Source organism: Micromonospora sp. NPDC005161 (genome assembly GCF_053599855.1).
In genome coordinates this window covers 111,404-133,277 of sequence record NZ_JBSFYQ010000006.1, presented here as the reverse complement: position 1 = coordinate 133,277, position 21,874 = coordinate 111,404, and the positions used below count along the sequence as shown (strand labels likewise).

The 21,874-nt window shown below is 69.9% G+C and carries 20 protein-coding genes; 11 read left to right on the top strand and 9 right to left on the bottom strand.

The features are described 5' to 3' along the window. The first annotated feature begins 6 nt into the window (after positions 1-6). From ACWD5O_RS08430 to ACWD5O_RS08420, 3 genes are read left to right on the top strand one after another with little or no spacing between them, the layout of a single operon-like run. Positions 7-1,449: an FG-GAP repeat domain-containing protein gene (locus tag ACWD5O_RS08430; RefSeq protein WP_450084951.1), complete on the top strand. Its 1,443-nt coding sequence runs from the start codon at positions 7-9 to the stop codon at positions 1,447-1,449. Positions 1,450-1,469: 20 nt separating this feature from the next. Further along, positions 1,470-3,536, top strand: a complete 2,067-nt coding sequence (locus tag ACWD5O_RS08425) for an N-acetylmuramoyl-L-alanine amidase (protein WP_450084952.1) — start codon at positions 1,470-1,472, stop codon at positions 3,534-3,536. 20 nt (positions 3,537-3,556) lie between these two features. After that, positions 3,557-5,074 carry an FG-GAP-like repeat-containing protein gene (locus ACWD5O_RS08420; protein ID WP_450084953.1) on the top strand — a complete coding sequence of 506 codons (1,518 nt, stop codon included), beginning with the start codon at positions 3,557-3,559 and terminating at the stop codon, positions 5,072-5,074. A 97-nt stretch (positions 5,075-5,171) separates the two neighbouring features. Here the strand turns inward: ACWD5O_RS08420 and ACWD5O_RS08415 are convergent, their stop codons facing one another. After that, positions 5,172-5,543, bottom strand: coding sequence for an AbfB domain-containing protein (locus ACWD5O_RS08415; protein ID WP_354966791.1), 372 nt, complete (start codon positions 5,541-5,543; stop codon positions 5,172-5,174). Between ACWD5O_RS08415 and ACWD5O_RS08410 the strand changes: the two genes are divergently transcribed. From ACWD5O_RS08410 to ACWD5O_RS08400, 3 genes are all read left to right on the top strand, one after another. Continuing rightward, positions 5,481-5,774 (top strand): substrate-binding domain-containing protein, encoded by a 294-nt coding sequence (locus ACWD5O_RS08410; RefSeq protein WP_354966790.1) that lies wholly within the window; start codon positions 5,481-5,483, stop codon positions 5,772-5,774. The two genes, ACWD5O_RS08415 and ACWD5O_RS08410, sit on opposite strands and share 63 nt — an antisense overlap. Positions 5,775-5,837: 63 nt before the next feature. After that, positions 5,838-6,578 carry a GNAT family N-acetyltransferase gene (locus ACWD5O_RS08405; protein WP_354966789.1) on the top strand — a complete coding sequence of 247 codons (741 nt, stop codon included), beginning with the start codon at positions 5,838-5,840 and terminating at the stop codon, positions 6,576-6,578. A gap of 163 nt (positions 6,579-6,741) precedes the next feature. Beyond that, a complete protein-coding gene (locus tag ACWD5O_RS08400) occupies positions 6,742-7,536 on the top strand; it encodes a S1 family peptidase (RefSeq protein ID WP_450084954.1) in 795 nt (264 codons plus the stop codon). Positions 7,537-7,690: 154 nt separating this feature from the next. Here ACWD5O_RS08400 and ACWD5O_RS08395 read toward each other — a convergent pair whose 3' ends face one another. Beyond that, complete coding sequence (locus ACWD5O_RS08395) at positions 7,691-8,023, bottom strand: putative quinol monooxygenase (RefSeq protein WP_354966787.1); 333 nt, start codon at positions 8,021-8,023, stop codon at positions 7,691-7,693. 180 nt (positions 8,024-8,203) lie between these two features. Between ACWD5O_RS08395 and ACWD5O_RS08390 the strand changes: the two genes are divergently transcribed. Next, positions 8,204-9,280, top strand: coding sequence for a glycoside hydrolase family 19 protein (locus ACWD5O_RS08390; RefSeq protein WP_450084955.1), 1,077 nt, complete (start codon positions 8,204-8,206; stop codon positions 9,278-9,280). 48 nt (positions 9,281-9,328) lie between these two features. Here ACWD5O_RS08390 and ACWD5O_RS08385 read toward each other — a convergent pair whose 3' ends face one another. Next, positions 9,329-10,405: a glycoside hydrolase family 19 protein gene (locus tag ACWD5O_RS08385; RefSeq protein WP_450084955.1), complete on the bottom strand. Its 1,077-nt coding sequence runs from the start codon at positions 10,403-10,405 to the stop codon at positions 9,329-9,331. Between the two features lie 180 nt (positions 10,406-10,585). On the opposite strand from ACWD5O_RS08385, the gene ACWD5O_RS08380 reads away from it, so the two are divergent. Further along, on the top strand, positions 10,586-10,918 hold the full coding sequence (locus ACWD5O_RS08380) for a putative quinol monooxygenase (protein ID WP_354966787.1): 333 nt from the start codon (positions 10,586-10,588) through the stop codon (positions 10,916-10,918). A 154-nt stretch (positions 10,919-11,072) separates the two neighbouring features. On the opposite strand, the gene ACWD5O_RS08375 is transcribed toward ACWD5O_RS08380, so the two are convergent. From ACWD5O_RS08375 to ACWD5O_RS08365, 3 genes are all read right to left on the bottom strand, one after another. Further along, positions 11,073-11,867, bottom strand: a complete 795-nt coding sequence (locus ACWD5O_RS08375) for a S1 family peptidase (protein ID WP_450084954.1) — start codon at positions 11,865-11,867, stop codon at positions 11,073-11,075. Between the two features lie 163 nt (positions 11,868-12,030). Further along, positions 12,031-12,771: a GNAT family N-acetyltransferase gene (locus ACWD5O_RS08370; RefSeq protein WP_354966789.1), complete on the bottom strand. Its 741-nt coding sequence runs from the start codon at positions 12,769-12,771 to the stop codon at positions 12,031-12,033. Between the two features lie 63 nt (positions 12,772-12,834). After that, positions 12,835-13,128 (bottom strand): substrate-binding domain-containing protein, encoded by a 294-nt coding sequence (locus ACWD5O_RS08365; RefSeq protein ID WP_354966790.1) that lies wholly within the window; start codon positions 13,126-13,128, stop codon positions 12,835-12,837. Between ACWD5O_RS08365 and ACWD5O_RS08360 the strand changes: the two genes are divergently transcribed. Further along, positions 13,066-13,437: an AbfB domain-containing protein gene (locus ACWD5O_RS08360; RefSeq protein WP_354966791.1), complete on the top strand. Its 372-nt coding sequence runs from the start codon at positions 13,066-13,068 to the stop codon at positions 13,435-13,437. The two genes, ACWD5O_RS08365 and ACWD5O_RS08360, sit on opposite strands and share 63 nt — an antisense overlap. A 97-nt stretch (positions 13,438-13,534) precedes the next feature. On the opposite strand, the gene ACWD5O_RS08355 is transcribed toward ACWD5O_RS08360, so the two are convergent. From ACWD5O_RS08355 to ACWD5O_RS08345, 3 genes are read right to left on the bottom strand one after another with little or no spacing between them, the layout of a single operon-like run. After that, positions 13,535-15,052, bottom strand: coding sequence for an FG-GAP-like repeat-containing protein (locus ACWD5O_RS08355; RefSeq protein WP_450084953.1), 1,518 nt, complete (start codon positions 15,050-15,052; stop codon positions 13,535-13,537). 20 nt (positions 15,053-15,072) lie between these two features. Further along, positions 15,073-17,139, bottom strand: coding sequence for an N-acetylmuramoyl-L-alanine amidase (locus ACWD5O_RS08350; protein ID WP_450084952.1), 2,067 nt, complete (start codon positions 17,137-17,139; stop codon positions 15,073-15,075). A gap of 20 nt (positions 17,140-17,159) precedes the next feature. Continuing rightward, on the bottom strand, positions 17,160-18,602 hold the full coding sequence (locus tag ACWD5O_RS08345) for an FG-GAP repeat domain-containing protein (protein WP_450084951.1): 1,443 nt from the start codon (positions 18,600-18,602) through the stop codon (positions 17,160-17,162). Between the two features lie 231 nt (positions 18,603-18,833). Here ACWD5O_RS08345 and ACWD5O_RS08340 point away from each other — a divergent pair, with 231 nt between their 5' ends. Both ACWD5O_RS08340 and ACWD5O_RS08335 read left to right on the top strand, forming a co-directional pair. Then, the gene (locus ACWD5O_RS08340; protein ID WP_450084961.1) at positions 18,834-19,955 is read left to right on the top strand and encodes a DUF4185 domain-containing protein; all 1,122 of its coding nucleotides are present in this window, start codon (positions 18,834-18,836) and stop codon (positions 19,953-19,955) included. Between the two features lie 72 nt (positions 19,956-20,027). After that, the gene (locus tag ACWD5O_RS08335) at positions 20,028-21,308 is read left to right on the top strand and encodes a sulfite oxidase (protein WP_450084950.1); all 1,281 of its coding nucleotides are present in this window, start codon (positions 20,028-20,030) and stop codon (positions 21,306-21,308) included. Positions 21,309-21,874 lie beyond the last annotated feature (566 nt).

Below are 21,874 nucleotides of genomic sequence, written 5' to 3'. Positions count from 1 at the left end.
AGCACCGTGCGACGTACTCTCCTGGCCCTGCTGGTCGCCCTCGGCGTGGCCGCGGCGACGGTCACCGCGACGCCGGCCGACGCCGACCCGATCGGCATCCTGGCCTGCCCCTCCATCCCCGCCAACCGCGACCCCGCCGTGACCCTGGTGGTCTACCGGGTCGCGCGGGCCCACAACGCCAACGACAAGGTGACGCTGTCCGCCTTCGAGGCGGGCTGGGTCGAGTCGCACATGAACAACCTGCCGTGTGGCGACAAGTCGTCGCTCGGGGTGTTCCAGCAGCGCTGGGACTACGGCTGGGGCACTCCGGAGCAGATCATGGACCCGGTCTACGCCAGCACCCAGTACGTGACCAGGGCGATCGTCTGCGACCGCAACAACCCCGGCTACAGCGCGGGTCAGGTCGCCCAGTGCGTTCAACGGTCGGGCTTCCCCGACCGGTACGACCAGGTGGCGGCCACCGCCCGAACCCAGCTCAACGAGGCGGCCCGTACCCACGCCATCGCCGGTGGATCCACCACCGACGTCACCGGCGACGGCCGCGATGATGTCGTCACCTTCACCCAGAACACTCTCGCCGACGTCTACGTGGGCACGTCCACCGGCGGTTCCTTCACCGGCACCTCCGTGAAGTGGAACGACTTCTTCTCCATCGGTGGCGAGACCGCCTCGACCGGCGACGTCAACGGCGACGGCCGGGACGACATCGTCACCTTCGCCCACAGCAACACCGGCGACGTCTACGTCGCGCTGTCCAACGGCACCTCGTTCGGCGGTGGCCTGAAGTGGCACGACTGGTTCGCGCCGGGCGCGGAGATCGGCGCGGTCGGTGACGTCAACGGCGACGGCCGTGCCGACATCGTGGCGTTCACCCACGATCCCGCCGGCGACGTGTACGTCGCCCTCTCCACCGGCGCCTCGTTCGGACCCGGCCTGAAATGGCACGAGTACTTCAGCCCGTTCGGCGAGTTCCCGGCCCTCGGTGACGTCAACGGCGACGGCGCGGACGACATCATCACGTTCACCCAGGGCCCCGCCGCGGCCAGTGACGTCATCGTCGCCCTGTCGACCGGCGGCTCGTTCGGCGCCCCGCAGAAGTGGCACGACCTGTTCGCCGTCGGCGCCGAGCAGCCGCGTGTCGGGGACATCAACGGTGACGGTCGGGACGACATCGTGACGTTCACCTGCAACGCCGACGCCGACGTCTACGCGGCGGTCTCCACCGGAACCTCGTTCGCGGGCACCACGGTGAAGTGGAACGACTTCTTCTGCCTGGCCGGCGAGTTCCCCTACCTCGGCGACGCCAACGGCGACGGCAGGGACGACATCATCGTCTTCACCAGGGGCGCCACCAACGACGTCTTTGTCGGGCTCTCCACGGGCACCGGCTTCCTCGGCGGCACCAAGTGGCACGACTACTTCGGCCTCAACGGCGAGACGACGCTGTGACCGGCGAACTGGAGGCTCCCATGCGACTGACCAGACTCTCGCGGCGCGCCTGCGCCCTGCTCCTGACGGCGGCACTCGCCGGCCAGATGACGGCCGCGCCGGCGGCGGCCTCCCAACCCGTCGCCCCCGGTCCACTCGCCTCGGCGTTCGACCGCGCAGCCAGCGAGCACGACGTGCCACGGGACCTGCTGATCGCCGTCGCCTACGGTGAGTCGCGGCTGGAGGAGCACGGCGGACTGCCCAGCCAGGCCAACGGCTACGGCGTCATGCACCTCGTCAGCAACCCCACCCAGCACAGTCTCGAACGGGCGGCCACGCTCACCGGTGAGCCGGTCGACCGGTTGCGCTCGGTCACCTCCGCCAACGTCCGGGGCGGCGCCGCGGTGCTCCGCGACCTGGCCGACAGCGAAGGCCTGACGGCGGGTGCGCGCGGCCGGCTCTCCGCCTGGTATCCGGTCGTGGCGCGGTACAGCGCCGCCGTCAACGACGCGACGGCCCGGCTCTACGCCGACCACGTATACGACCTCCTGCGAACCGGCATCGTGACCGGCTCGGTACGGATCGCGCCGTACCCGGTCCGACCCGAGCTGGGCCGCTACGCGCGGGTCGCCCCCGCGGGCGCCACCGGCCCGAACGTCGCCGCCGCCGCGGCGGTACCGGAGTACGGACCGGCCCGCTGGGTCCCCGCCTACGGCGGCAACTACCAGGCGGGCCGGTCGTCGCGGATCACCACGGTGGTGGTGCACGTGACCCAGGGGTCGTACGCGGGCACGGTGAGCTGGTTCCAGAACCCGTCGGCGGGTGTGAGCGCGCACTATGTCGTGAAGTCCAGCAACGGTGAGATCACCCAGATGGTCCGCGAGGGCGACACGGCCTACCACGCGCGCTCGGCGAATCCGTATTCCGTCGGTATCGAGCACGAGGGGTTCGTGGACAACCCGGCCTGGTTCACCGACGCCATGTACCGGTCGTCGGCCGCGCTGACCCGCTACCTCTGCGACAGGTACGGGCTGCCGAAGAACCGCAACGCGATCAAGGGGCACAACGAGATGCCCGGCAACGACCACACCGATCCCGGGCCGAACTGGAACTGGAACTACTACATCTCCCTGGTCAACGCCGGTGGGTCGGGGGGCCGGTACCTGGCGGGATCACCGACCGACTTCACCGGTGACGGCCGGGACGACGTGGTCACCTTCACGCAGGGCAGCCTCAACGACGTCTACGTGGCCACCTCCACCGGGAGTTCCTTCGCCGGCACCTCCGTCAAGTGGAACGACTTCTTCGGTCTCACCGGTGAAACCCTGCTCCCCGGAGACGTGAACGGCGACGGCAAAGACGACGTCATCGCCTTCACCCACGGCACCCTCGCCGACGTGTACGTGGCCCTCTCCACCGGCACGAGCTTCGGCGGTGGACTGAAGTGGCACGACTGGTTCGCGCCGGGGGCCGAGGTCGCCGCCGTCGGCGACGTCAACGGGGACGGTCGCGACGACATCATCGCCTTCACCCACGACACCAACGCCGACGTGTACGTGGCGCTGTCCACCGGCACCGGCTTCGGGCCCGGCGTGAAGTGGCACGAGTACTTCTCGATCCCCGGGGAGTTCCCGGCGATCGGTGACGTCAACGGCGACGGCAGGGACGACATCATCACGTTCACCCAGGGGCCGGTCGCCGCGAGCGACGTCATCGTCGCGCTGTCGACCGGCGGCTCGTTCGGCGCGCCGCAGAAGTGGCACGACCTGTTCGCCGTCGGCGCGGAGCAGCCGCGTGTCGGGGACATCAACGGTGACGGTCGGGACGACATCGTGACGTTCACCTGCAACGCCGACGGCGACGTCTACGCGGCGGTCTCCACCGGCACGTCGTTCGCGGGCACCACGGTGAAGTGGAACGACTTCTTCTGCCTGGCCGGCGAGTTCCCCTACCTCGGCGACGCCAACGGCGACGGCAGGGACGACATCATCGTCTTCACCAGGGGCGCCACCAACGACGTCTTTGTCGGGCTCTCCACCGGCACCAGCTTCCTCGGCGCCACCAAGTGGCACGACTACTTCGGCCTCAACGGCGAAACGACCCTCTGAGCCCCGACAGGAGTCACGCCATGATCCGGCATTCGCGTACCCCCGCGCGTAGCGCCCTGGTCGCGCTTCTCACCCTGGCCGCGGCGGTCCTGGCCGCCGTGGTGGCGCCGCCCTCGCCCGCGTTCGCCGCACCGACCTTCAAGGCGCCGTTCCCCTGCGGGCAGCGGTGGACGTACGACCACCACAGCGCCGAGGTCCGACAGGCGCTGGACTTCGTCCGCGCCGACGGCGCCACCACCGGAGGCACCCCGCAGGTCGCCTCCGCCGCGGGGGTGGCGCGGCACTACTCGCAGCCCAGCGGAGCCGGCAACTATCTCGTCATCGACCACGGCGGCGGCTGGACCACCTACCACTTCCACCTCAGCGCCTACTCCGTGCCCAACGGCGCGTACGTCCAGCAGGGCCAGCAGATCGGCATCACGGGCAGCACGGGAAACTCCTCCGGGCCGCACGTCCACTACGAGCAGCTCTACAACGGTGTCGGGCAGACGATCGCCATCAACGGCGTCTCGCTCGCCCCCTACCCGTCGCAGTACAACCAGAAGTACCTGGTCAGTGACAACTGCGGCGGGTCGCCCGGCAGCCGGTACCTGGCCGGCTCGCCGACCGACTTCACCGGGGACGGCCGCGACGACATCGTCGCGTTCACCCGTGGGTCGCTGAACGACGTGTACGTGTCGCCGTCCACCGGGACCTCGTTCGCCGGGACGTCGGTGAAGTGGAACGACTTCTTCGGGCTGAGCGACGAGACGCTGCTGTCCGGGGACTTCAACGGCGACGGGCGCGACGACGTCGTGGCGTTCACCCACGGCTCGCTCGCCGACGTGTACGTGGCACTGTCGACCGGGTCGTCGTTCGCGGGCGCCACGAAGTGGCACGACTGGTTCGCGCCGAACACCGAGGTCGCCGCGGTGGGGGACGTCAACGGCGACGGCCGCGACGACATCATCGCCTTCACGCACGACGGCGCCGGGGACGTGTACGTCGCGCTGTCCGCCGGGTCGTCGTTCACCGGTACGGCGCTGAAGTGGCACGAGTACTTCTCGATCGCCGGCGAGTATCCGGCCCTCGGCGACGTCAACGGCGACGGCAGGGACGACATCATCACCTTCACCCAGGGGCCGGCCACGGCCTCGGACGTGATCGTCGCCCTGTCCACGGGATCCTCGTTCGGCGCCGCGCAGACGTGGCATGACCTGTTCGCCGTCGGGACGGAACAGCCGCGAGTCGGGGACATCAACGGTGACGGTCGCGACGACATCGTGACGTTCACCTGCAACGCCGACGCCGACGTCTACGCGGCCGTCTCCACCGGCACCTCCTTCGCCGGCACCACCGTCAAGTGGAACGACTTCTTCTGCCTGGCCGGCGAGTTCCCCTACCTCGGTGACTACGACGGCGACGGCAGGGACGACATCATCGCCTTCACCAGGGGCAGCCTCAACGACGTCTACGTCGGCCTCTCGGCCGGCACCGCCTTCCTCGGCGGCGTCAAGTGGCACGACTTCTTCGGCCTGCCCAACGAGACGACCCTCTGACCGCCGCGCGCGGGTGGCCGGCTGACCGGGGGGTCCGGCAAGGCCGGACCCCCCGGTCAGCGGAGGCCGCGACGACCCTGTCGCGGCCTCTGGCCGGTCAGGGCGCCCAGGGGGCGGCAATCGTCCAGGTGCTGTCGGCGGCCCACAGCGTTGGCGTGTTGTACGGGTCGCCGCCGGCGCCGTTGCTGAGCCATACCTCCGAGTTGTAGTGCCGCAGGTACCTGCCCCGGAAGTTGTACGACCCCAGCGACACGCCGGTGCCGGTCAAGCCCACCCGTGCGCACCAGGTGGCGTCGGCGCGGGTGAGCGCGGAGCCGTCGTTCGGCGAGTTGCGTACCCGCGAGTTCTGGTGCCGCAGGTACTGCCCGGGAGAGTTGACCGACTCGAACGAGTAGCCCCGGACGCGGTGTTCGGCTACAACGACCTGGTCGCCGTCGGCGCGCTGCGGGCGTTGACCGAGGCCGGCCACCGGGTGCCGGAGGACGTCGCATTCATCGGCATCGACGACATCGAGGAGGGACGCTTCAGCACACCGACCCTCACCACCATCGCGCCGGACAAGGAAGCGATCGGCCGTCTCGCGGTACGCCGCCTCGTCGCCCGGATCGAGGGTACCGAGGTCACGGCGCCGCTGACCGTGCAGACGCCGTTCCGGCTGATCCGCCGAGAGAGCACCGGCACGCCTCACCAACGTCCGTGAGCGTGCACCCGCGGGGAGAAAACTCGGGTGCTGTCGCCCTGTCGGTCCGCTATCGTCCGCCGGATGGATCTTGAAATCGTGACGGTCGCGCAGCGCCCCGAGCTCGCGCCGCTGCTGGACGACTTCGACGGCGCCTGGCCGGAGTTCATGGGCTGGGATCCGATGGCTTCGCTGTACTACGCGGTGGCCAACGAGCTGTACCCGGAGTTCGTCCTGCTCGCCATCGACCCCGCTGAGCCCGGCCGGGCGCTGGCACGGGCCTACAGCGTGCCGCTGTCCTGGACCGAGGAGGGACTGCCGCCGGGCGGATGGGACCGGGTCGTGCAGCGGGCGACGATCAACCGCCTCGCCGGCATGCCGACGAACACGGTGTCCGCGTTGGAGATCTGCATCCGCCCCGAGGCTCGCGGTCGGGGACTGTCCGCCCGGATGCTCGACGCGATGCGCGAGAACGCCCGCCGGCTCGGCTACCACACCCTGGTCGCGCCGGTACGCCCCAGCGGCAAGCACGCGGTTCCCGATGAGCCGATGGACCGGTACGCCTTCCGGGTCCGCGACGACGGCCTGCCGGTGGACCCGTGGTTGCGTACGCACGTCCGTGCTGGCGGGGTGATCGAGTCCGTGGCGCCCCGGTCGATGACCATCCCGGGCACGTTGCAGGAGTGGCGGCGGTGGACCGGCCTGCCGTTCGACCGCACCGGCCCGGTGCGCGTGCCGGGCGCGCTCGTCCCGGTCCGCTGCGACGTCGAGCATGACCACGGCGTCTACGTCGAACCGAACGTGTGGGTCCGCCACCGGCTCTGACCGGAGTTGTGGATGGATCGGAGCGGCCGGCCCCGCCGGGATCCATAGCGCCGGCGGTACGACCCAGAGAGGATGTCCTATTCGATCCATTGATCTCAATATGATGACCGCATCGTGAATCAGGTGCGCTCACGAGGCGTGCCGTCCTGATGCGGAGGAATGCATGGTCCGTTGGCGTACCCTCACCGGCCTCCTGGCCACCGTGTTGGCCGCGGTGACCGCGGGCAGCCTCACTGTCGCGGCCCCGGCGGCCGCGGCCGACGTCACTCCGACGCCCAACGTCGTCGGTGGCACCCGGGCCGCCCAGGGCGAGTTCCCCTTCATGGTCCGGCTCTCGATGGGGTGCGGCGGGGCCCTGTACAGCTCGCGGTTGGTGCTCACCGCGGCGCACTGCGTGGGCGCCACCGGCACCAACACCAGCATCACCGCGACGCTCGGCGTGGTCGACCTCCAGTCGTCCAGCCGGATCACCGTCCGGTCGAACTACGTCTACCGGGCTCCCGGCTACAACGGCAACGGCAGGGACTGGGCGCTGATCCGGCTGGCCACCCCCGTCACCGGGCTGAGCACGTTGAAGATCGCGAACACCACCGCGTACGACAGCGGCACCTTCACCGTCGCCGGCTGGGGCGCCGCCCGCGAGGGTGGCTCGCAACAGCGGTACCTGCTCAAGGCGACCGTCCCGTTCGTCAGCGACTCCACCTGCAACTCCTACTACGGCGGGGACATCATCCCCGCACAGGAGATCTGCGCCGGCTACGCCAGCGGTGGCGTGGACACCTGCCAGGGAGACTCGGGCGGCCCGATGTTCCGCCGCGACGCCAGCAACGCCTGGGTCCAGGTCGGGATCGTCAGCTGGGGCAACGGCTGCCTCCGGCCCAACTACCCGGGCGTCTACACCCAGGTGAGCTACTTCGCCTCGACGATCGCCTCGGCCGCCGCGAGTCTCGGCGGCTGACCGTACGCCGAGCGGGTGGCCCGGCCGGCGACGGCCGGGCCACCCGCGTGCGCCGTCACCGCCCTGGCTGCCGGCCGGGAAACGCGTGGCGATGGACGCTGCTCCGCGCGTTCGTGGGACACACGCCGGGGCAGCGGCGGTGCGCCGGTGGTGATCAGCGACCCTCGGGGACGGCCATCTCGCCGAGCAGCGACCAGTCCTGCTGCGGCACGGTGGCGTTCACGATGCGCGGCGTCTCGGCCAGGTGGGGCGGCAGGTCCTGCTGTGCCTTGCGGAAGTGGGCGGACTGCACGTGCGCCGCGCCGGCCTCGTCGTCGCGAAACGCCTCGACCAGCACGTACTCGGTCGGGTCGTCCAGGCTGCGGGACCAGTCGAACCATAGACAGCCCGGCTCGGCCCTGGTCGCCCCGGTGAACTCGGCGGCGATCTGCGGCCACCGGTCAGCGTGCTCGGGCAGAACCCGGAACTTGGCGGTAATGAAGATCATGGCGTCCAGGCTACCCAGACCACCGGGGATCGGCAGCCGCCATCCCGTGCGCCCGTGCCCGGTCCGTGCGGTGGTTCGCCTCGGGAATTAGTAAGGATTGTGAACAGTAGGTGTTACAGTCACTCCTGTCGATGTACTGCCGAGTCATCGGCACGTGGTATCCCAGGAAGGAGTGATCCCATGTCGAGACTGCGGGCCCTGGTCGCACTTGCGGCACTGGTCGTCGCCGGCGGACTGGTGGCAATCATCCCGGCGACCGCCGCATCCGCTGCGGCCTGCGCAGCGTCGTGGCAGGCCTCGGCCGTCTACACGGGAGGCGCCCAGGTCTCCCACAACGGCCGCAACTACCAGGCGAAGTGGTGGACGCAGAACGAGGCGCCGCCGGGCACCACCGGCGTATGGCAGGACCTCGGCGCCTGCGGGGGCGGCACCACACCGCCGCCCACGGGCAGCTGCAACCACCCGAACTGGGTCGCCGGCACCTGGTACGCCACCGGCAGCATCGTGCGGTACACCAACGGTCTGTACTACATCGCCGAGCACGACAATCCCGGCTACGACCCCGTCATCAGCACCTGGTACTGGGAGCCCTACACCTGCAGCGGGACGCCGCCCACCAACCCGCCCACCAACCCCGGCGGCTTCGTGGTCAGCGAGGCCCAGTTCAACCAGATGTTCCCAGGTCGCAACTCCTTCTACACGTACTCCGGGCTCGTCGCCGCCCTCAGCGCCTACTCGGCGTTCACCAGGACCGGCAGCGCGACCGTCCAGCGCCAGGAGGCGGCGGCCTTCCTGGCGAACGTGCACCACGAGACCGGCGGACTCGTCCATGTGGTGGAGCAGAACACCGCGAACTACCCGCACTACTGCGACCCCGGCCAGCCGTACGGCTGCCCGGCGGGGCAGGCCGCCTACTACGGGCGCGGGCCGATCCAGCTGAGCTGGAACTTCAACTACAACGCCGCCGGAAACGCCCTCGGACTGCCCCTGCTGACCAACCCGTGGCTGGTGCAGAACGATGCCGCGGTGGCCTGGAAGACCGCCATCTGGTACTGGATGACCCAGAACGGGCCGGGCAGCATGACCGCCCACAACGCGATGGTCAACGGCGCCGGTTTCGGCGAGACCATCCGCAGCATCAACGGCTCGATCGAGTGCAACGGCGGAAACCCCGGCCAGGTGCAGAGCCGGGTCACCAGGTACCAGCAGTTCGTGGGCATCCTGGGCGTGCCGGCCGGAGCCAACCTCTACTGCTGACACGCGGGCGGGCCTCGTCGCCGCGCGGCGACGAGGCCCGCCCGCGTGTCAGCAGTAGAGGTTGGCTCCGGCCGGCACGCCCAGGATGCCCACGAACTGCTGGTACCTGGTGACCCGGCTCTGCACCTGGCCGGGGTTTCCGCCGTTGCACTCGATCGAGCCGTTGATGCTGCGGATGGTCTCGCCGAAACCGGCGCCGTTGACCATCGCGTTGTGGGCGGTCATGCTGCCCGGCCCGTTCTGGGTCATCCAGTACCAGATGGCGGTCTTCCAGGCCACCGCGGCATCGTTCTGCACCAGCCACGGGTTGGTCAGCAGGGGCAGTCCGAGGGCGTTTCCGGCGGCGTTGTAGTTGAAGTTCCAGCTCAGCTGGATCGGCCCGCGCCCGTAGTAGGCGGCCTGCCCCGCCGGGCAGCCGTACGGCTGGCCGGGGTCGCAGTAGTGCGGGTAGTTCGCGGTGTTCTGCTCCACCACATGGACGAGTCCGCCGGTCTCGTGGTGCACGTTCGCCAGGAAGGCCGCCGCCTCCTGGCGCTGGACGGTCGCGCTGCCGGTCCTGGTGAACGCCGAGTAGGCGCTGAGGGCGGCGACGAGCCCGGAGTACGTGTAGAAGGAGTTGCGACCTGGGAACATCTGGTTGAACTGGGCCTCGCTGACCACGAAGCCGCCGGGGTTGGTGGGCGGGTTGGTGGGCGGCGTCCCGCTGCAGGTGTAGGGCTCCCAGTACCAGGTGCTGATGACGGGGTCGTAGCCGGGATTGTCGTGCTCGGCGATGTAGTACAGACCGTTGGTGTACCGCACGATGCTGCCGGTGGCGTACCAGGTGCCGGCGACCCAGTTCGGGTGGTTGCAGCTGCCCGTGGGCGGCGGTGTGGTGCCGCCCCCGCAGGCGCCGAGGTCCTGCCATACGCCGGTGGTGCCCGGCGGCGCCTCGTTCTGCGTCCACCACTTCGCCTGGTAGTTGCGGCCGTTGTGGGAGACCTGGGCGCCTCCCGTGTAGACGGCCGAGGCCTGCCACGACGCTGCGCAGGCCGCAGCGGATGCGGCGGTCGCCGGGATGATTGCCACCAGTCCGCCGGCGACGACCAGTGCCGCAAGTGCGACCAGGGCCCGCAGTCTCGACATGGGATCACTCCTTCCTGGGATACCACGTGCCGATGACTCGGCAGTACATCGACAGGAGTGACTGTAACACCTACTGTTCACAATCCTTACTAATTCCCGAGGCGAACCACCGCACGGACCGGGCACGGGCGCACGGGATGGCGGCTGCCGATCCCCGGTGGTCTGGGTAGCCTGGACGCCATGATCTTCATTACCGCCAAGTTCCGGGTTCTGCCCGAGCACGCTGACCGGTGGCCGCAGATCGCCGCCGAGTTCACCGGGGCGACCAGGGCCGAGCCGGGCTGTCTATGGTTCGACTGGTCCCGCAGCCTGGACGACCCGACCGAGTACGTGCTGGTCGAGGCGTTTCGCGACGACGAGGCCGGCGCGGCGCACGTGCAGTCCGCCCACTTCCGCAAGGCACAGCAGGACCTGCCGCCCCACCTGGCCGAGACGCCGCGCATCGTGAACGCCACCGTGCCGCAGCAGGACTGGTCGCTGCTCGGCGAGATGGCCGTCCCCGAGGGTCGCTGATCACCACCGGCGCACCGCCGCTGCCCCGGCGTGTGTCCCACGAACGCGCGGAGCAGCGTCCATCGCCACGCGTTTCCCGGCCGGCAGCCAGGGCGGTGACGGCGCACGCGGGTGGCCCGGCCGTCGCCGGCCGGGCCACCCGCTCGGCGTACGGTCAGCCGCCGAGACTCGCGGCGGCCGAGGCGATCGTCGAGGCGAAGTAGCTCACCTGGGTGTAGACGCCCGGGTAGTTGGGCCGGAGGCAGCCGTTGCCCCAGCTGACGATCCCGACCTGGACCCAGGCGTTGCTGGCGTCGCGGCGGAACATCGGGCCGCCCGAGTCTCCCTGGCAGGTGTCCACGCCACCGCTGGCGTAGCCGGCGCAGATCTCCTGTGCGGGGATGATGTCCCCGCCGTAGTAGGAGTTGCAGGTGGAGTCGCTGACGAACGGGACGGTCGCCTTGAGCAGGTACCGCTGTTGCGAGCCACCCTCGCGGGCGGCGCCCCAGCCGGCGACGGTGAAGGTGCCGCTGTCGTACGCGGTGGTGTTCGCGATCTTCAACGTGCTCAGCCCGGTGACGGGGGTGGCCAGCCGGATCAGCGCCCAGTCCCTGCCGTTGCCGTTGTAGCCGGGAGCCCGGTAGACGTAGTTCGACCGGACGGTGATCCGGCTGGACGACTGGAGGTCGACCACGCCGAGCGTCGCGGTGATGCTGGTGTTGGTGCCGGTGGCGCCCACGCAGTGCGCCGCGGTGAGCACCAACCGCGAGCTGTACAGGGCCCCGCCGCACCCCATCGAGAGCCGGACCATGAAGGGGAACTCGCCCTGGGCGGCCCGGGTGCCACCGACGACGTTGGGCGTCGGAGTGACGTCGGCCGCGGCCGCCGGGGCCGCGACAGTGAGGCTGCCCGCGGTCACCGCGGCCAACACGGTGGCCAGGAGGCCGGTGAGGGTACGCCAACGGACCATGCATTCCTCCGCATCAGGACGGCACGCCTCGTGAGCGCACCTGATTCACGATGCGGTCATCATATTGAGATCAATGGATCGAATAGGACATCCTCTCTGGGTCGTACCGCCGGCGCTATGGATCCCGGCGGGGCCGGCCGCTCCGATCCATCCACAACTCCGGTCAGAGCCGGTGGCGGACCCACACGTTCGGTTCGACGTAGACGCCGTGGTCATGCTCGACGTCGCAGCGGACCGGGACGAGCGCGCCCGGCACGCGCACCGGGCCGGTGCGGTCGAACGGCAGGCCGGTCCACCGCCGCCACTCCTGCAACGTGCCCGGGATGGTCATCGACCGGGGCGCCACGGACTCGATCACCCCGCCAGCACGGACGTGCGTACGCAACCACGGGTCCACCGGCAGGCCGTCGTCGCGGACCCGGAAGGCGTACCGGTCCATCGGCTCATCGGGAACCGCGTGCTTGCCGCTGGGGCGTACCGGCGCGACCAGGGTGTGGTAGCCGAGCCGGCGGGCGTTCTCGCGCATCGCGTCGAGCATCCGGGCGGACAGTCCCCGACCGCGAGCCTCGGGGCGGATGCAGATCTCCAACGCGGACACCGTGTTCGTCGGCATGCCGGCGAGGCGGTTGATCGTCGCCCGCTGCACGACCCGGTCCCATCCGCCCGGCGGCAGTCCCTCCTCGGTCCAGGACAGCGGCACGCTGTAGGCCCGTGCCAGCGCCCGGCCGGGCTCAGCGGGGTCGATGGCGAGCAGGACGAACTCCGGGTACAGCTCGTTGGCCACCGCGTAGTACAGCGAAGCCATCGGATCCCAGCCCATGAACTCCGGCCAGGCGCCGTCGAAGTCGTCCAGCAGCGGCGCGAGCTCGGGGCGCTGCGCGACCGTCACGATTTCAAGATCCATCCGGCGGACGATAGCGGACCGACAGGGCGACAGCACCCGAGTTTTCTCCCCGCGGGTGCACGCTCACGGACGTTGGTGAGGCGTGCCGGTGCTCTCTCGGCGGATCAGCCGGAACGGCGTCTGCACGGTCAGCGGCGCCGTGACCTCGGTACCCTCGATCCGGGCGACGAGGCGGCGTACCGCGAGACGGCCGATCGCTTCCTTGTCCGGCGCGATGGTGGTGAGGGTCGGTGTGCTGAAGCGTCCCTCCTCGATGTCGTCGATGCCGATGAATGCGACGTCCTCCGGCACCCGGTGGCCGGCCTCGGTCAACGCCCGCAGCGCGCCGACGGCGACCAGGTCGTTGTAGCCGAACACCGCGTCCGGGGCTACTCGTTCGAGTCGGTCAACTCTCCCGGGCAGTACCTGCGGCACCAGAACTCGCGGGTACGCAACTCGCCGAACGACGGCTCCGCGCTCACCCGCGCCGACGCCACCTGGTGCGCACGGGTGGGCTTGACCGGCACCGGCGTGTCGCTGGGGTCGTACAACTTCCGGGGCAGGTACCTGCGGCACTACAACTCGGAGGTATGGCTCAGCAACGGCGCCGGCGGCGACCCGTACAACACGCCAACGCTGTGGGCCGCCGACAGCACCTGGACGATTGCCGCCCCCTGGGCGCCCTGACCGGCCAGAGGCCGCGACAGGGTCGTCGCGGCCTCCGCTGACCGGGGGGTCCGGCCTTGCCGGACCCCCCGGTCAGCCGGCCACCCGCGCGCGGCGGTCAGAGGGTCGTCTCGTTGGGCAGGCCGAAGAAGTCGTGCCACTTGACGCCGCCGAGGAAGGCGGTGCCGGCCGAGAGGCCGACGTAGACGTCGTTGAGGCTGCCCCTGGTGAAGGCGATGATGTCGTCCCTGCCGTCGCCGTCGTAGTCACCGAGGTAGGGGAACTCGCCGGCCAGGCAGAAGAAGTCGTTCCACTTGACGGTGGTGCCGGCGAAGGAGGTGCCGGTGGAGACGGCCGCGTAGACGTCGGCGTCGGCGTTGCAGGTGAACGTCACGATGTCGTCGCGACCGTCACCGTTGATGTCCCCGACTCGCGGCTGTTCCGTCCCGACGGCGAACAGGTCATGCCACGTCTGCGCGGCGCCGAACGAGGATCCCGTGGACAGGGCGACGATCACGTCCGAGGCCGTGGCCGGCCCCTGGGTGAAGGTGATGATGTCGTCCCTGCCGTCGCCGTTGACGTCGCCGAGGGCCGGATACTCGCCGGCGATCGAGAAGTACTCGTGCCACTTCAGCGCCGTACCGGTGAACGACGACCCGGCGGACAGCGCGACGTACACGTCCCCGGCGCCGTCGTGCGTGAAGGCGATGATGTCGTCGCGGCCGTCGCCGTTGACGTCCCCCACCGCGGCGACCTCGGTGTTCGGCGCGAACCAGTCGTGCCACTTCGTGGCGCCCGCGAACGACGACCCGGTCGACAGTGCCACGTACACGTCGGCGAGCGAGCCGTGGGTGAACGCCACGACGTCGTCGCGCCCGTCGCCGTTGAAGTCCCCGGACAGCAGCGTCTCGTCGCTCAGCCCGAAGAAGTCGTTCCACTTCACCGACGTCCCGGCGAACGAGGTCCCGGTGGACGGCGACACGTACACGTCGTTCAGCGACCCACGGGTGAACGCGACGATGTCGTCGCGGCCGTCCCCGGTGAAGTCGGTCGGCGAGCCGGCCAGGTACCGGCTGCCGGGCGACCCGCCGCAGTTGTCACTGACCAGGTACTTCTGGTTGTACTGCGACGGGTAGGGGGCGAGCGAGACGCCGTTGATGGCGATCGTCTGCCCGACACCGTTGTAGAGCTGCTCGTAGTGGACGTGCGGCCCGGAGGAGTTTCCCGTGCTGCCCGTGATGCCGATCTGCTGGCCCTGCTGGACGTACGCGCCGTTGGGCACGGAGTAGGCGCTGAGGTGGAAGTGGTAGGTGGTCCAGCCGCCGCCGTGGTCGATGACGAGATAGTTGCCGGCTCCGCTGGGCTGCGAGTAGTGCCGCGCCACCCCCGCGGCGGAGGCGACCTGCGGGGTGCCTCCGGTGGTGGCGCCGTCGGCGCGGACGAAGTCCAGCGCCTGTCGGACCTCGGCGCTGTGGTGGTCGTACGTCCACCGCTGCCCGCAGGGGAACGGCGCCTTGAAGGTCGGTGCGGCGAACGCGGGCGAGGGCGGCGCCACCACGGCGGCCAGGACCGCCGCGGCCAGGGTGAGAAGCGCGACCAGGGCGCTACGCGCGGGGGTACGCGAATGCCGGATCATGGCGTGACTCCTGTCGGGGCTCAGAGGGTCGTTTCGCCGTTGAGGCCGAAGTAGTCGTGCCACTTGGTGGCGCCGAGGAAGCTGGTGCCGGTGGAGAGCCCGACAAAGACGTCGTTGGTGGCGCCCCTGGTGAAGACGATGATGTCGTCCCTGCCGTCGCCGTTGGCGTCGCCGAGGTAGGGGAACTCGCCGGCCAGGCAGAAGAAGTCGTTCCACTTCACCGTGGTGCCCGCGAACGACGTGCCGGTGGAGACCGCCGCGTAGACGTCGCCGTCGGCGTTGCAGGTGAACGTCACGATGTCGTCCCGACCGTCACCGTTGATGTCCCCGACACGCGGCTGCTCCGCGCCGACGGCGAACAGGTCGTGCCACTTCTGCGGCGCGCCGAACGAGCCGCCGGTCGACAGCGCGACGATGACGTCGCTCGCGGCGACCGGCCCCTGGGTGAACGTGATGATGTCGTCCCTGCCGTCGCCGTTGACGTCACCGATCGCCGGGAACTCCCCGGGGATCGAGAAGTACTCGTGCCACTTCACGCCGGGCCCGAAGCCGGTGCCGGTGGACAGCGCCACGTACACGTCGGCGTTGGTGTCGTGGGTGAAGGCGATGATGTCGTCGCGACCGTCCCCGTTGACGTCGCCGACGGCGGCGACCTCGGCCCCCGGCGCGAACCAGTCGTGCCACTTCAGTCCACCGCCGAAGCTCGTGCCGGTGGAGAGGGCCACGTACACGTCGGCGAGGGTGCCGTGGGTGAAGGCGATGACGTCGTCTTTGCCGTCGCCGTTCACGTCTCCGGGGAGCAGGGTTTCACCGGTGAGACCGAAGAAGTCGTTCCACTTGACGGAGGTGCCGGCGAAGGAACTCCCGGTGGAGGTGGCCACGTAGACGTCGTTGAGGCTGCCCTGCGTGAAGGTGACCACGTCGTCCCGGCCGTCACCGGTGAAGTCGGTCGGTGATCCCGCCAGGTACCGGCCCCCCGACCCACCGGCGTTGACCAGGGAGATGTAGTAGTTCCAGTTCCAGTTCGGCCCGGGATCGGTGTGGTCGTTGCCGGGCATCTCGTTGTGCCCCTTGATCGCGTTGCGGTTCTTCGGCAGCCCGTACCTGTCGCAGAGGTAGCGGGTCAGCGCGGCCGACGACCGGTACATGGCGTCGGTGAACCAGGCCGGGTTGTCCACGAACCCCTCGTGCTCGATACCGACGGAATACGGATTCGCCGAGCGCGCGTGGTAGGCCGTGTCGCCCTCGCGGACCATCTGGGTGATCTCACCGTTGCTGGACTTCACGACATAGTGCGCGCTCACACCCGCCGACGGGTTCTGGAACCAGCTCACCGTGCCCGCGTACGACCCCTGGGTCACGTGCACCACCACCGTGGTGATCCGCGACGACCGGCCCGCCTGGTAGTTGCCGCCGTAGGCGGGGACCCAGCGGGCCGGTCCGTACTCCGGTACCGCCGCGGCGGCGGCGACGTTCGGGCCGGTGGCGCCCGCGGGGGCGACCCGCGCGTAGCGGCCCAGCTCGGGTCGGACCGGGTACGGCGCGATCCGTACCGAGCCGGTCACGATGCCGGTTCGCAGGAGGTCGTATACGTGGTCGGCGTAGAGCCGGGCCGTCGCGTCGTTGACGGCGGCGCTGTACCGCGCCACGACCGGATACCAGGCGGAGAGCCGGCCGCGCGCACCCGCCGTCAGGCCTTCGCTGTCGGCCAGGTCGCGGAGCACCGCGGCGCCGCCCCGGACGTTGGCGGAGGTGACCGAGCGCAACCGGTCGACCGGCTCACCGGTGAGCGTGGCCGCCCGTTCGAGACTGTGCTGGGTGGGGTTGCTGACGAGGTGCATGACGCCGTAGCCGTTGGCCTGGCTGGGCAGTCCGCCGTGCTCCTCCAGCCGCGACTCACCGTAGGCGACGGCGATCAGCAGGTCCCGTGGCACGTCGTGCTCGCTGGCTGCGCGGTCGAACGCCGAGGCGAGTGGACCGGGGGCGACGGGTTGGGAGGCCGCCGCCGGCGCGGCCGTCATCTGGCCGGCGAGTGCCGCCGTCAGGAGCAGGGCGCAGGCGCGCCGCGAGAGTCTGGTCAGTCGCATGGGAGCCTCCAGTTCGCCGGTCACAGCGTCGTCTCGCCGTTGAGGCCGAAGTAGTCGTGCCACTTGGTGCCGCCGAGGAAGCCGGTGCCCGTGGAGAGCCCGACAAAGACGTCGTTGGTGGCGCCCCTGGTGAAGACGATGATGTCGTCCCTGCCGTCGCCGTTGGCGTCGCCGAGGTAGGGGAACTCGCCGGCCAGGCAGAAGAAGTCGTTCCACTTCACCGTGGTGCCCGCGAACGAGGTTCCGGTGGAGACCGCCGCGTAGACGTCGGCGTCGGCGTTGCAGGTGAACGTCACGATGTCGTCCCGACCGTCACCGTTGATGTCCCCGACACGCGGCTGCTCGGCGCCGACGGCGAACAGGTCGTGCCACTTCTGCGGGGCGCCGAACGAGCCGCCGGTCGACAGGGCGACGATGACGTCACTGGCCGCGGCGGGGCCCTGGGTGAACGTGATGATGTCGTCCGCGCCGTCGCCGTTGACGTCACCGAGGGCCGGGAACTCGCCGAACGGGCTGAAGTACTCGTGCCATTTCAGGCCGGGTCCGAACGAGGCGCCGGTGGAGAGGGCGACGTACACGTCGCCGGCGGGATCGTGGGTGAACGCCACGATGTCGGCACGGCCGTCGCCGTTGACGTCACCGACCGCGCCGATCTCCGCGCCCGGCGCGAACCAGTCGTGCCACTTCAGGCCACCGCCGAACGAGGTGCCGTTGGACAGCGCGACGTAGACGTCGCCGGTGTTGCTGTGGGCGAAGGTGACGATGTCGTCCCGGCCGTCGCCGTTGACGTCGCCGGTCGAGGCGGTCTCGCCACCGATGGAGAAGAAGTCGTTCCACTTCACGGAGGTGCCGGTGAAGGAACCGCCGGTGGACGTGCCCACGTAGACGTCGGCGAGAGTGTTCTGGGTGAAGGTGACGACATCATCGCGGCCGTCGCCGGTGACGTCGGTGGTGGATCCACCGGCGATGGCGTGGGTACGGGCCGCCTCGTTGAGCTGGGTTCGGGCGGTGGCCGCCACCTGGTCGTACCGGTCGGGGAAGCCCGACCGTTGAACGCACTGGGCGACCTGACCCGCGCTGTAGCCGGGGTTGTTGCGGTCGCAGACGATCGCCCTGGTCACGTACTGGGTGCTGGCGTAGACCGGGTCCATGATCTGCTCCGGAGTGCCCCAGCCGTAGTCCCAGCGCTGCTGGAACACCCCGAGCGACGACTTGTCGCCACACGGCAGGTTGTTCATGTGCGACTCGACCCAGCCCGCCTCGAAGGCGGACAGCGTCACCTTGTCGTTGGCGTTGTGGGCCCGCGCGACCCGGTAGACCACCAGGGTCACGGCGGGGTCGCGGTTGGCGGGGATGGAGGGGCAGGCCAGGATGCCGATCGGGTCGGCGTCGGCCGGCGTCGCGGTGACCGTCGCCGCGGCCACGCCGAGGGCGACCAGCAGGGCCAGGAGAGTACGTCGCACGGTGCTCCTCGCAGGGTCGGGGGGGTCAGCTCGGGGCTTCGCGTACCGGTCTCCGGCGCTGATATCGATTGCCGAGTGTGCCATCAGGGCGATGATTCCTGTCAATGCGTTCCGAAGATTTCCTTCACCATGCGGGCGGCAGCGGGCAGGTATTGACATCGATGGTGGTTGCAGGTTTACTCGCCGGTAATCGATGTCCGGCCGCTCACCAGCAGAGGACCCGCCATGGGTATGCGTCGCCGCTCGTTCATCGGTCGCGTCGCCGCGGTTGGCGCCGCCAGCGCCCTCGGGGGCGCCGGGGCCGTCCTGACGGCGCCCGGGCCGGCCCAGGCCGCCGTGTGGAAGAAGCGGTTGACCGGCGCGGACCTCGACACCAACAGCCGGTGGCGGGTCGCCGGCACCGACCTCGGCATCCCCTACGTGCTGGAGAACGGGTCGATCGGCTACCTCTTCGGTGACACCTTCGACACGCCGTGGCCGGAGGGCCCACCCCTGCCGAACGACTGGCGGTCACCGGTCATGTTGCGCTCCGCCGTCCACCCGGGCGCGCCGGACGGAGTGGTCTTCGACAGCGCAGCGCGGGTCGCGGGCAACGGCCGGGCTCCCGAGCTGATGCACAACGGCCACCACGGCATCGGCATCGACGGTCTCCCGGAGGTGACCGTCATCCCCAACGACGGCATCAGCTTCCCCGAGACCGGCCGGCAGCTCATCTCGTACATGAGCATCGAGAACTGGAACTCGGCCGGCCCGGCGGGACCCCACTGGAAGTCGCGCTACGCGGGGCTGGCCTACTCCGACAACGGCAACGACTTCATCCGTACGCCCCTGAAGTGGTGGAACAGCTCGGACAACAAGGATCCGTTCCAGATGTGGACCATGCAGCGCGCCGGTGATCACGTCTACGTCATCTCCGTACGAGCAGGCCGCCAGAACGGCCCGATGATGCTGCGTCGCGTCCGGTGGGACCGCCTCTTCTACCCCGAATCGTATGAGGGGTGGGGTTGGAACGGCACGAACTGGGGCTGGGGACGGCCCTGCACACCCATCCTCACCGGCCGCTTCGGCGAGCCGTCCGTACGCCGCCTGGGCGACGGCACCTGGGTCATGTCGTACCTGAACTGCCAGACGGGGTGTCTGGTCACCCGGACCGCTCCGGGGCCGGACCAGGTGTGGACGGCGGAGAAGATCCAGGTCACGAGCTGGCAGGAGCCTGCCCTCTACGGTGGGTTCATCCATCCCTGGTCGAGCCGCGACGCCAACGACCTGCACCTGATGGTCTCGAAATGGACTCGTACGCCGGACGGCCGCAGCAACGCCTACCACGTCAGCCAGTTCGTCGGCTCGGCCTGACCCCGGTGACCCGGCGGGTACTCCTACTGCTTGAATTGGATTACCAGCCGTCGAGCCATTAGGGGCCCATGCGTGACAGCCTCCCTCCCGTCGGGCGAGGCCGCGCACGACGCCCGCCGCGCACGGCAGTGGTTGTCCGGGCACGCCCGAGGCGAAGGCGTGGACCGCCGGCAGCTGATCGAGCTGGGCACCGCGATGGGCGCGCTCGCCGCCGCCGCCGACGAACCTCGCCCCGCCGGTGTCGCGCCCGAGCCGACCGCTGGTGCGGCGATCGTCAAGCCGCTCCCCCCGGGCCTGCTCACCCACCACGACAGCAACGCCGAGATGCGGTGGGAGGCCATGGCGGGGCAGGGCCACGTGGTCCCGATTGACCGGTTCTTCGTCCGCAACCACACAAGCACCCCGCGGGTGGATGTCGACACGTGGCGGTTGCGTCTGTTCGGCACCGGCCTGCGGGGCAGCCCGACGCGGGACGACGCGGTCGAGTTCGACTACGACGACCTGCGGACCATGCCCGCCGAGGAGACCACGGCCCTGCTGGAGTGCGCGGGCAACGGCCGCCGCCACTTCGCCTCCCAGCAGGCCCACGAGACGCCGGGGGTCGCGTGGGGTCTCGGCGCGGTCGGGGTGGCGCGCTGGCGGGGCGTACGACTCTCGACCGTGCTCCGCCACGCCGGCCTGACCGACGCCGCGGTCGACGTGCAGCCCGAGGGCCTGGATCCGGACTACGTGACCGGCGGGGTGAACCTCGGCCGGGTGCGCCGACCACTTCCCGTCGGCAAGGCCCTCGACGACGTGTTGCTGGCGTACGAGATGAACGGGACGACACTGCCGGCCGACCACGGCTTCCCGGTGCGGTTGGTGGTGCCGGGCTGGATCGGTATCGCCTCGATCAAGTGGGTCGGCCCCGTGGAGGTCTCCGCCACAGCCCTCTTCTCACCGTGGAACACCCAGTTCTACCGCATGTTCGGCCCCGGTCATCCCGCCGACGGCGACCCTCTGACGACCCAGACAGTCAAGAGCGCCTTCGAACTGCCCTGGGACGCACGCCTGCCGGCAGGCGTGGACGTGCTGCTGCGGGGACGATCCTGGTCCGGAAACGGGCCGATCCGGTCCGTCGAGATCAGCACGGGTGATCGCGACGACTGGCAGCCAGCCACCCTGGAACGCCACGACGAGGGCGGGGCCTGGCAGCGGTGGACGGCCGTCTGGCGCCCGCCGGGGCCGGGCCGGTGGACCGTGCGCGCGCGGGCCACGGACGTCACCGGGGCCGGCCAGTCGGAACAGGCCCGTCTCAATGCCCTGGGGTACGTGTTCGACGGCATCGTCCGGCACCCGGTGACGGTCGACTGACCCCGGCGGCAGGGCGGTACCCGTACACCGCGTTTCGCAGTTGTGGAAACGTGGGTCTGGTCCGCTTTCGGCGCTGTCGCTCGCCCACCGGAACCGCGCGTCGCGGCCCCTCGCTCCCACCACGCGGCGGGCAACCGATGCGGCGTCACCTGCCGTCGTGGTGGTCGTTTCCCCGGTCATGAGGGAAATGCGGCGACCGGTTATCCCCACCGTCCGTCGTGGTCGGTCCGATCGGGTCCGTCTCCGTTCGGTTGGCCGCAACGTCGCGGCCAACCAGGACCGGCACGGCGCTCGGCGCCGGCTCCCGGGCACCCCGATCCGGGCCGCTCAACTGCGCTGACGCAGGCAAGGACCGGCTCGCAACTTGCATCCGGCCGGCATTGACCCGTCCGTTGCACCACGCAATTACGACGTCCAATAAATAGACGACTGCCAATCTTGACTTGTGCAGCTCGTCAGCGCACCGTGAAGAGTAAGAGGCAGATGCGCGCCATTATCGGCCCGACTGACGCGGTTCGCTGAATGGGGGCGCTGCCGATTTCACGCCGCGCGCAACAGGAGGCGTT

Coding starts and splice junctions, on each gene's coding strand:
- ACWD5O_RS08425 (WP_450084952.1), top strand. CDS start 1,470: ATGCGACTGACCAGACTCTCGCGGCGCGCCTGCGCCCTGCTCCTGACG.
- ACWD5O_RS08420 (WP_450084953.1), top strand. CDS start 3,557: ATGATCCGGCATTCGCGTACCCCCGCGCGTAGCGCCCTGGTCGCGCTT.
- ACWD5O_RS08405 (WP_354966789.1), top strand. CDS start 5,838: ATGGATCTTGAAATCGTGACGGTCGCGCAGCGCCCCGAGCTCGCGCCG.
- ACWD5O_RS08400 (WP_450084954.1), top strand. CDS start 6,742: ATGGTCCGTTGGCGTACCCTCACCGGCCTCCTGGCCACCGTGTTGGCC.
- ACWD5O_RS08395 (WP_354966787.1), bottom strand. CDS start 8,023: ATGATCTTCATTACCGCCAAGTTCCGGGTTCTGCCCGAGCACGCTGAC.
- ACWD5O_RS08390 (WP_450084955.1), top strand. CDS start 8,204: ATGTCGAGACTGCGGGCCCTGGTCGCACTTGCGGCACTGGTCGTCGCC.
- ACWD5O_RS08385 (WP_450084955.1), bottom strand. CDS start 10,405: ATGTCGAGACTGCGGGCCCTGGTCGCACTTGCGGCACTGGTCGTCGCC.
- ACWD5O_RS08380 (WP_354966787.1), top strand. CDS start 10,586: ATGATCTTCATTACCGCCAAGTTCCGGGTTCTGCCCGAGCACGCTGAC.
- ACWD5O_RS08375 (WP_450084954.1), bottom strand. CDS start 11,867: ATGGTCCGTTGGCGTACCCTCACCGGCCTCCTGGCCACCGTGTTGGCC.
- ACWD5O_RS08370 (WP_354966789.1), bottom strand. CDS start 12,771: ATGGATCTTGAAATCGTGACGGTCGCGCAGCGCCCCGAGCTCGCGCCG.
- ACWD5O_RS08355 (WP_450084953.1), bottom strand. CDS start 15,052: ATGATCCGGCATTCGCGTACCCCCGCGCGTAGCGCCCTGGTCGCGCTT.
- ACWD5O_RS08350 (WP_450084952.1), bottom strand. CDS start 17,139: ATGCGACTGACCAGACTCTCGCGGCGCGCCTGCGCCCTGCTCCTGACG.
- ACWD5O_RS08340 (WP_450084961.1), top strand. CDS start 18,834: ATGCGTCGCCGCTCGTTCATCGGTCGCGTCGCCGCGGTTGGCGCCGCC.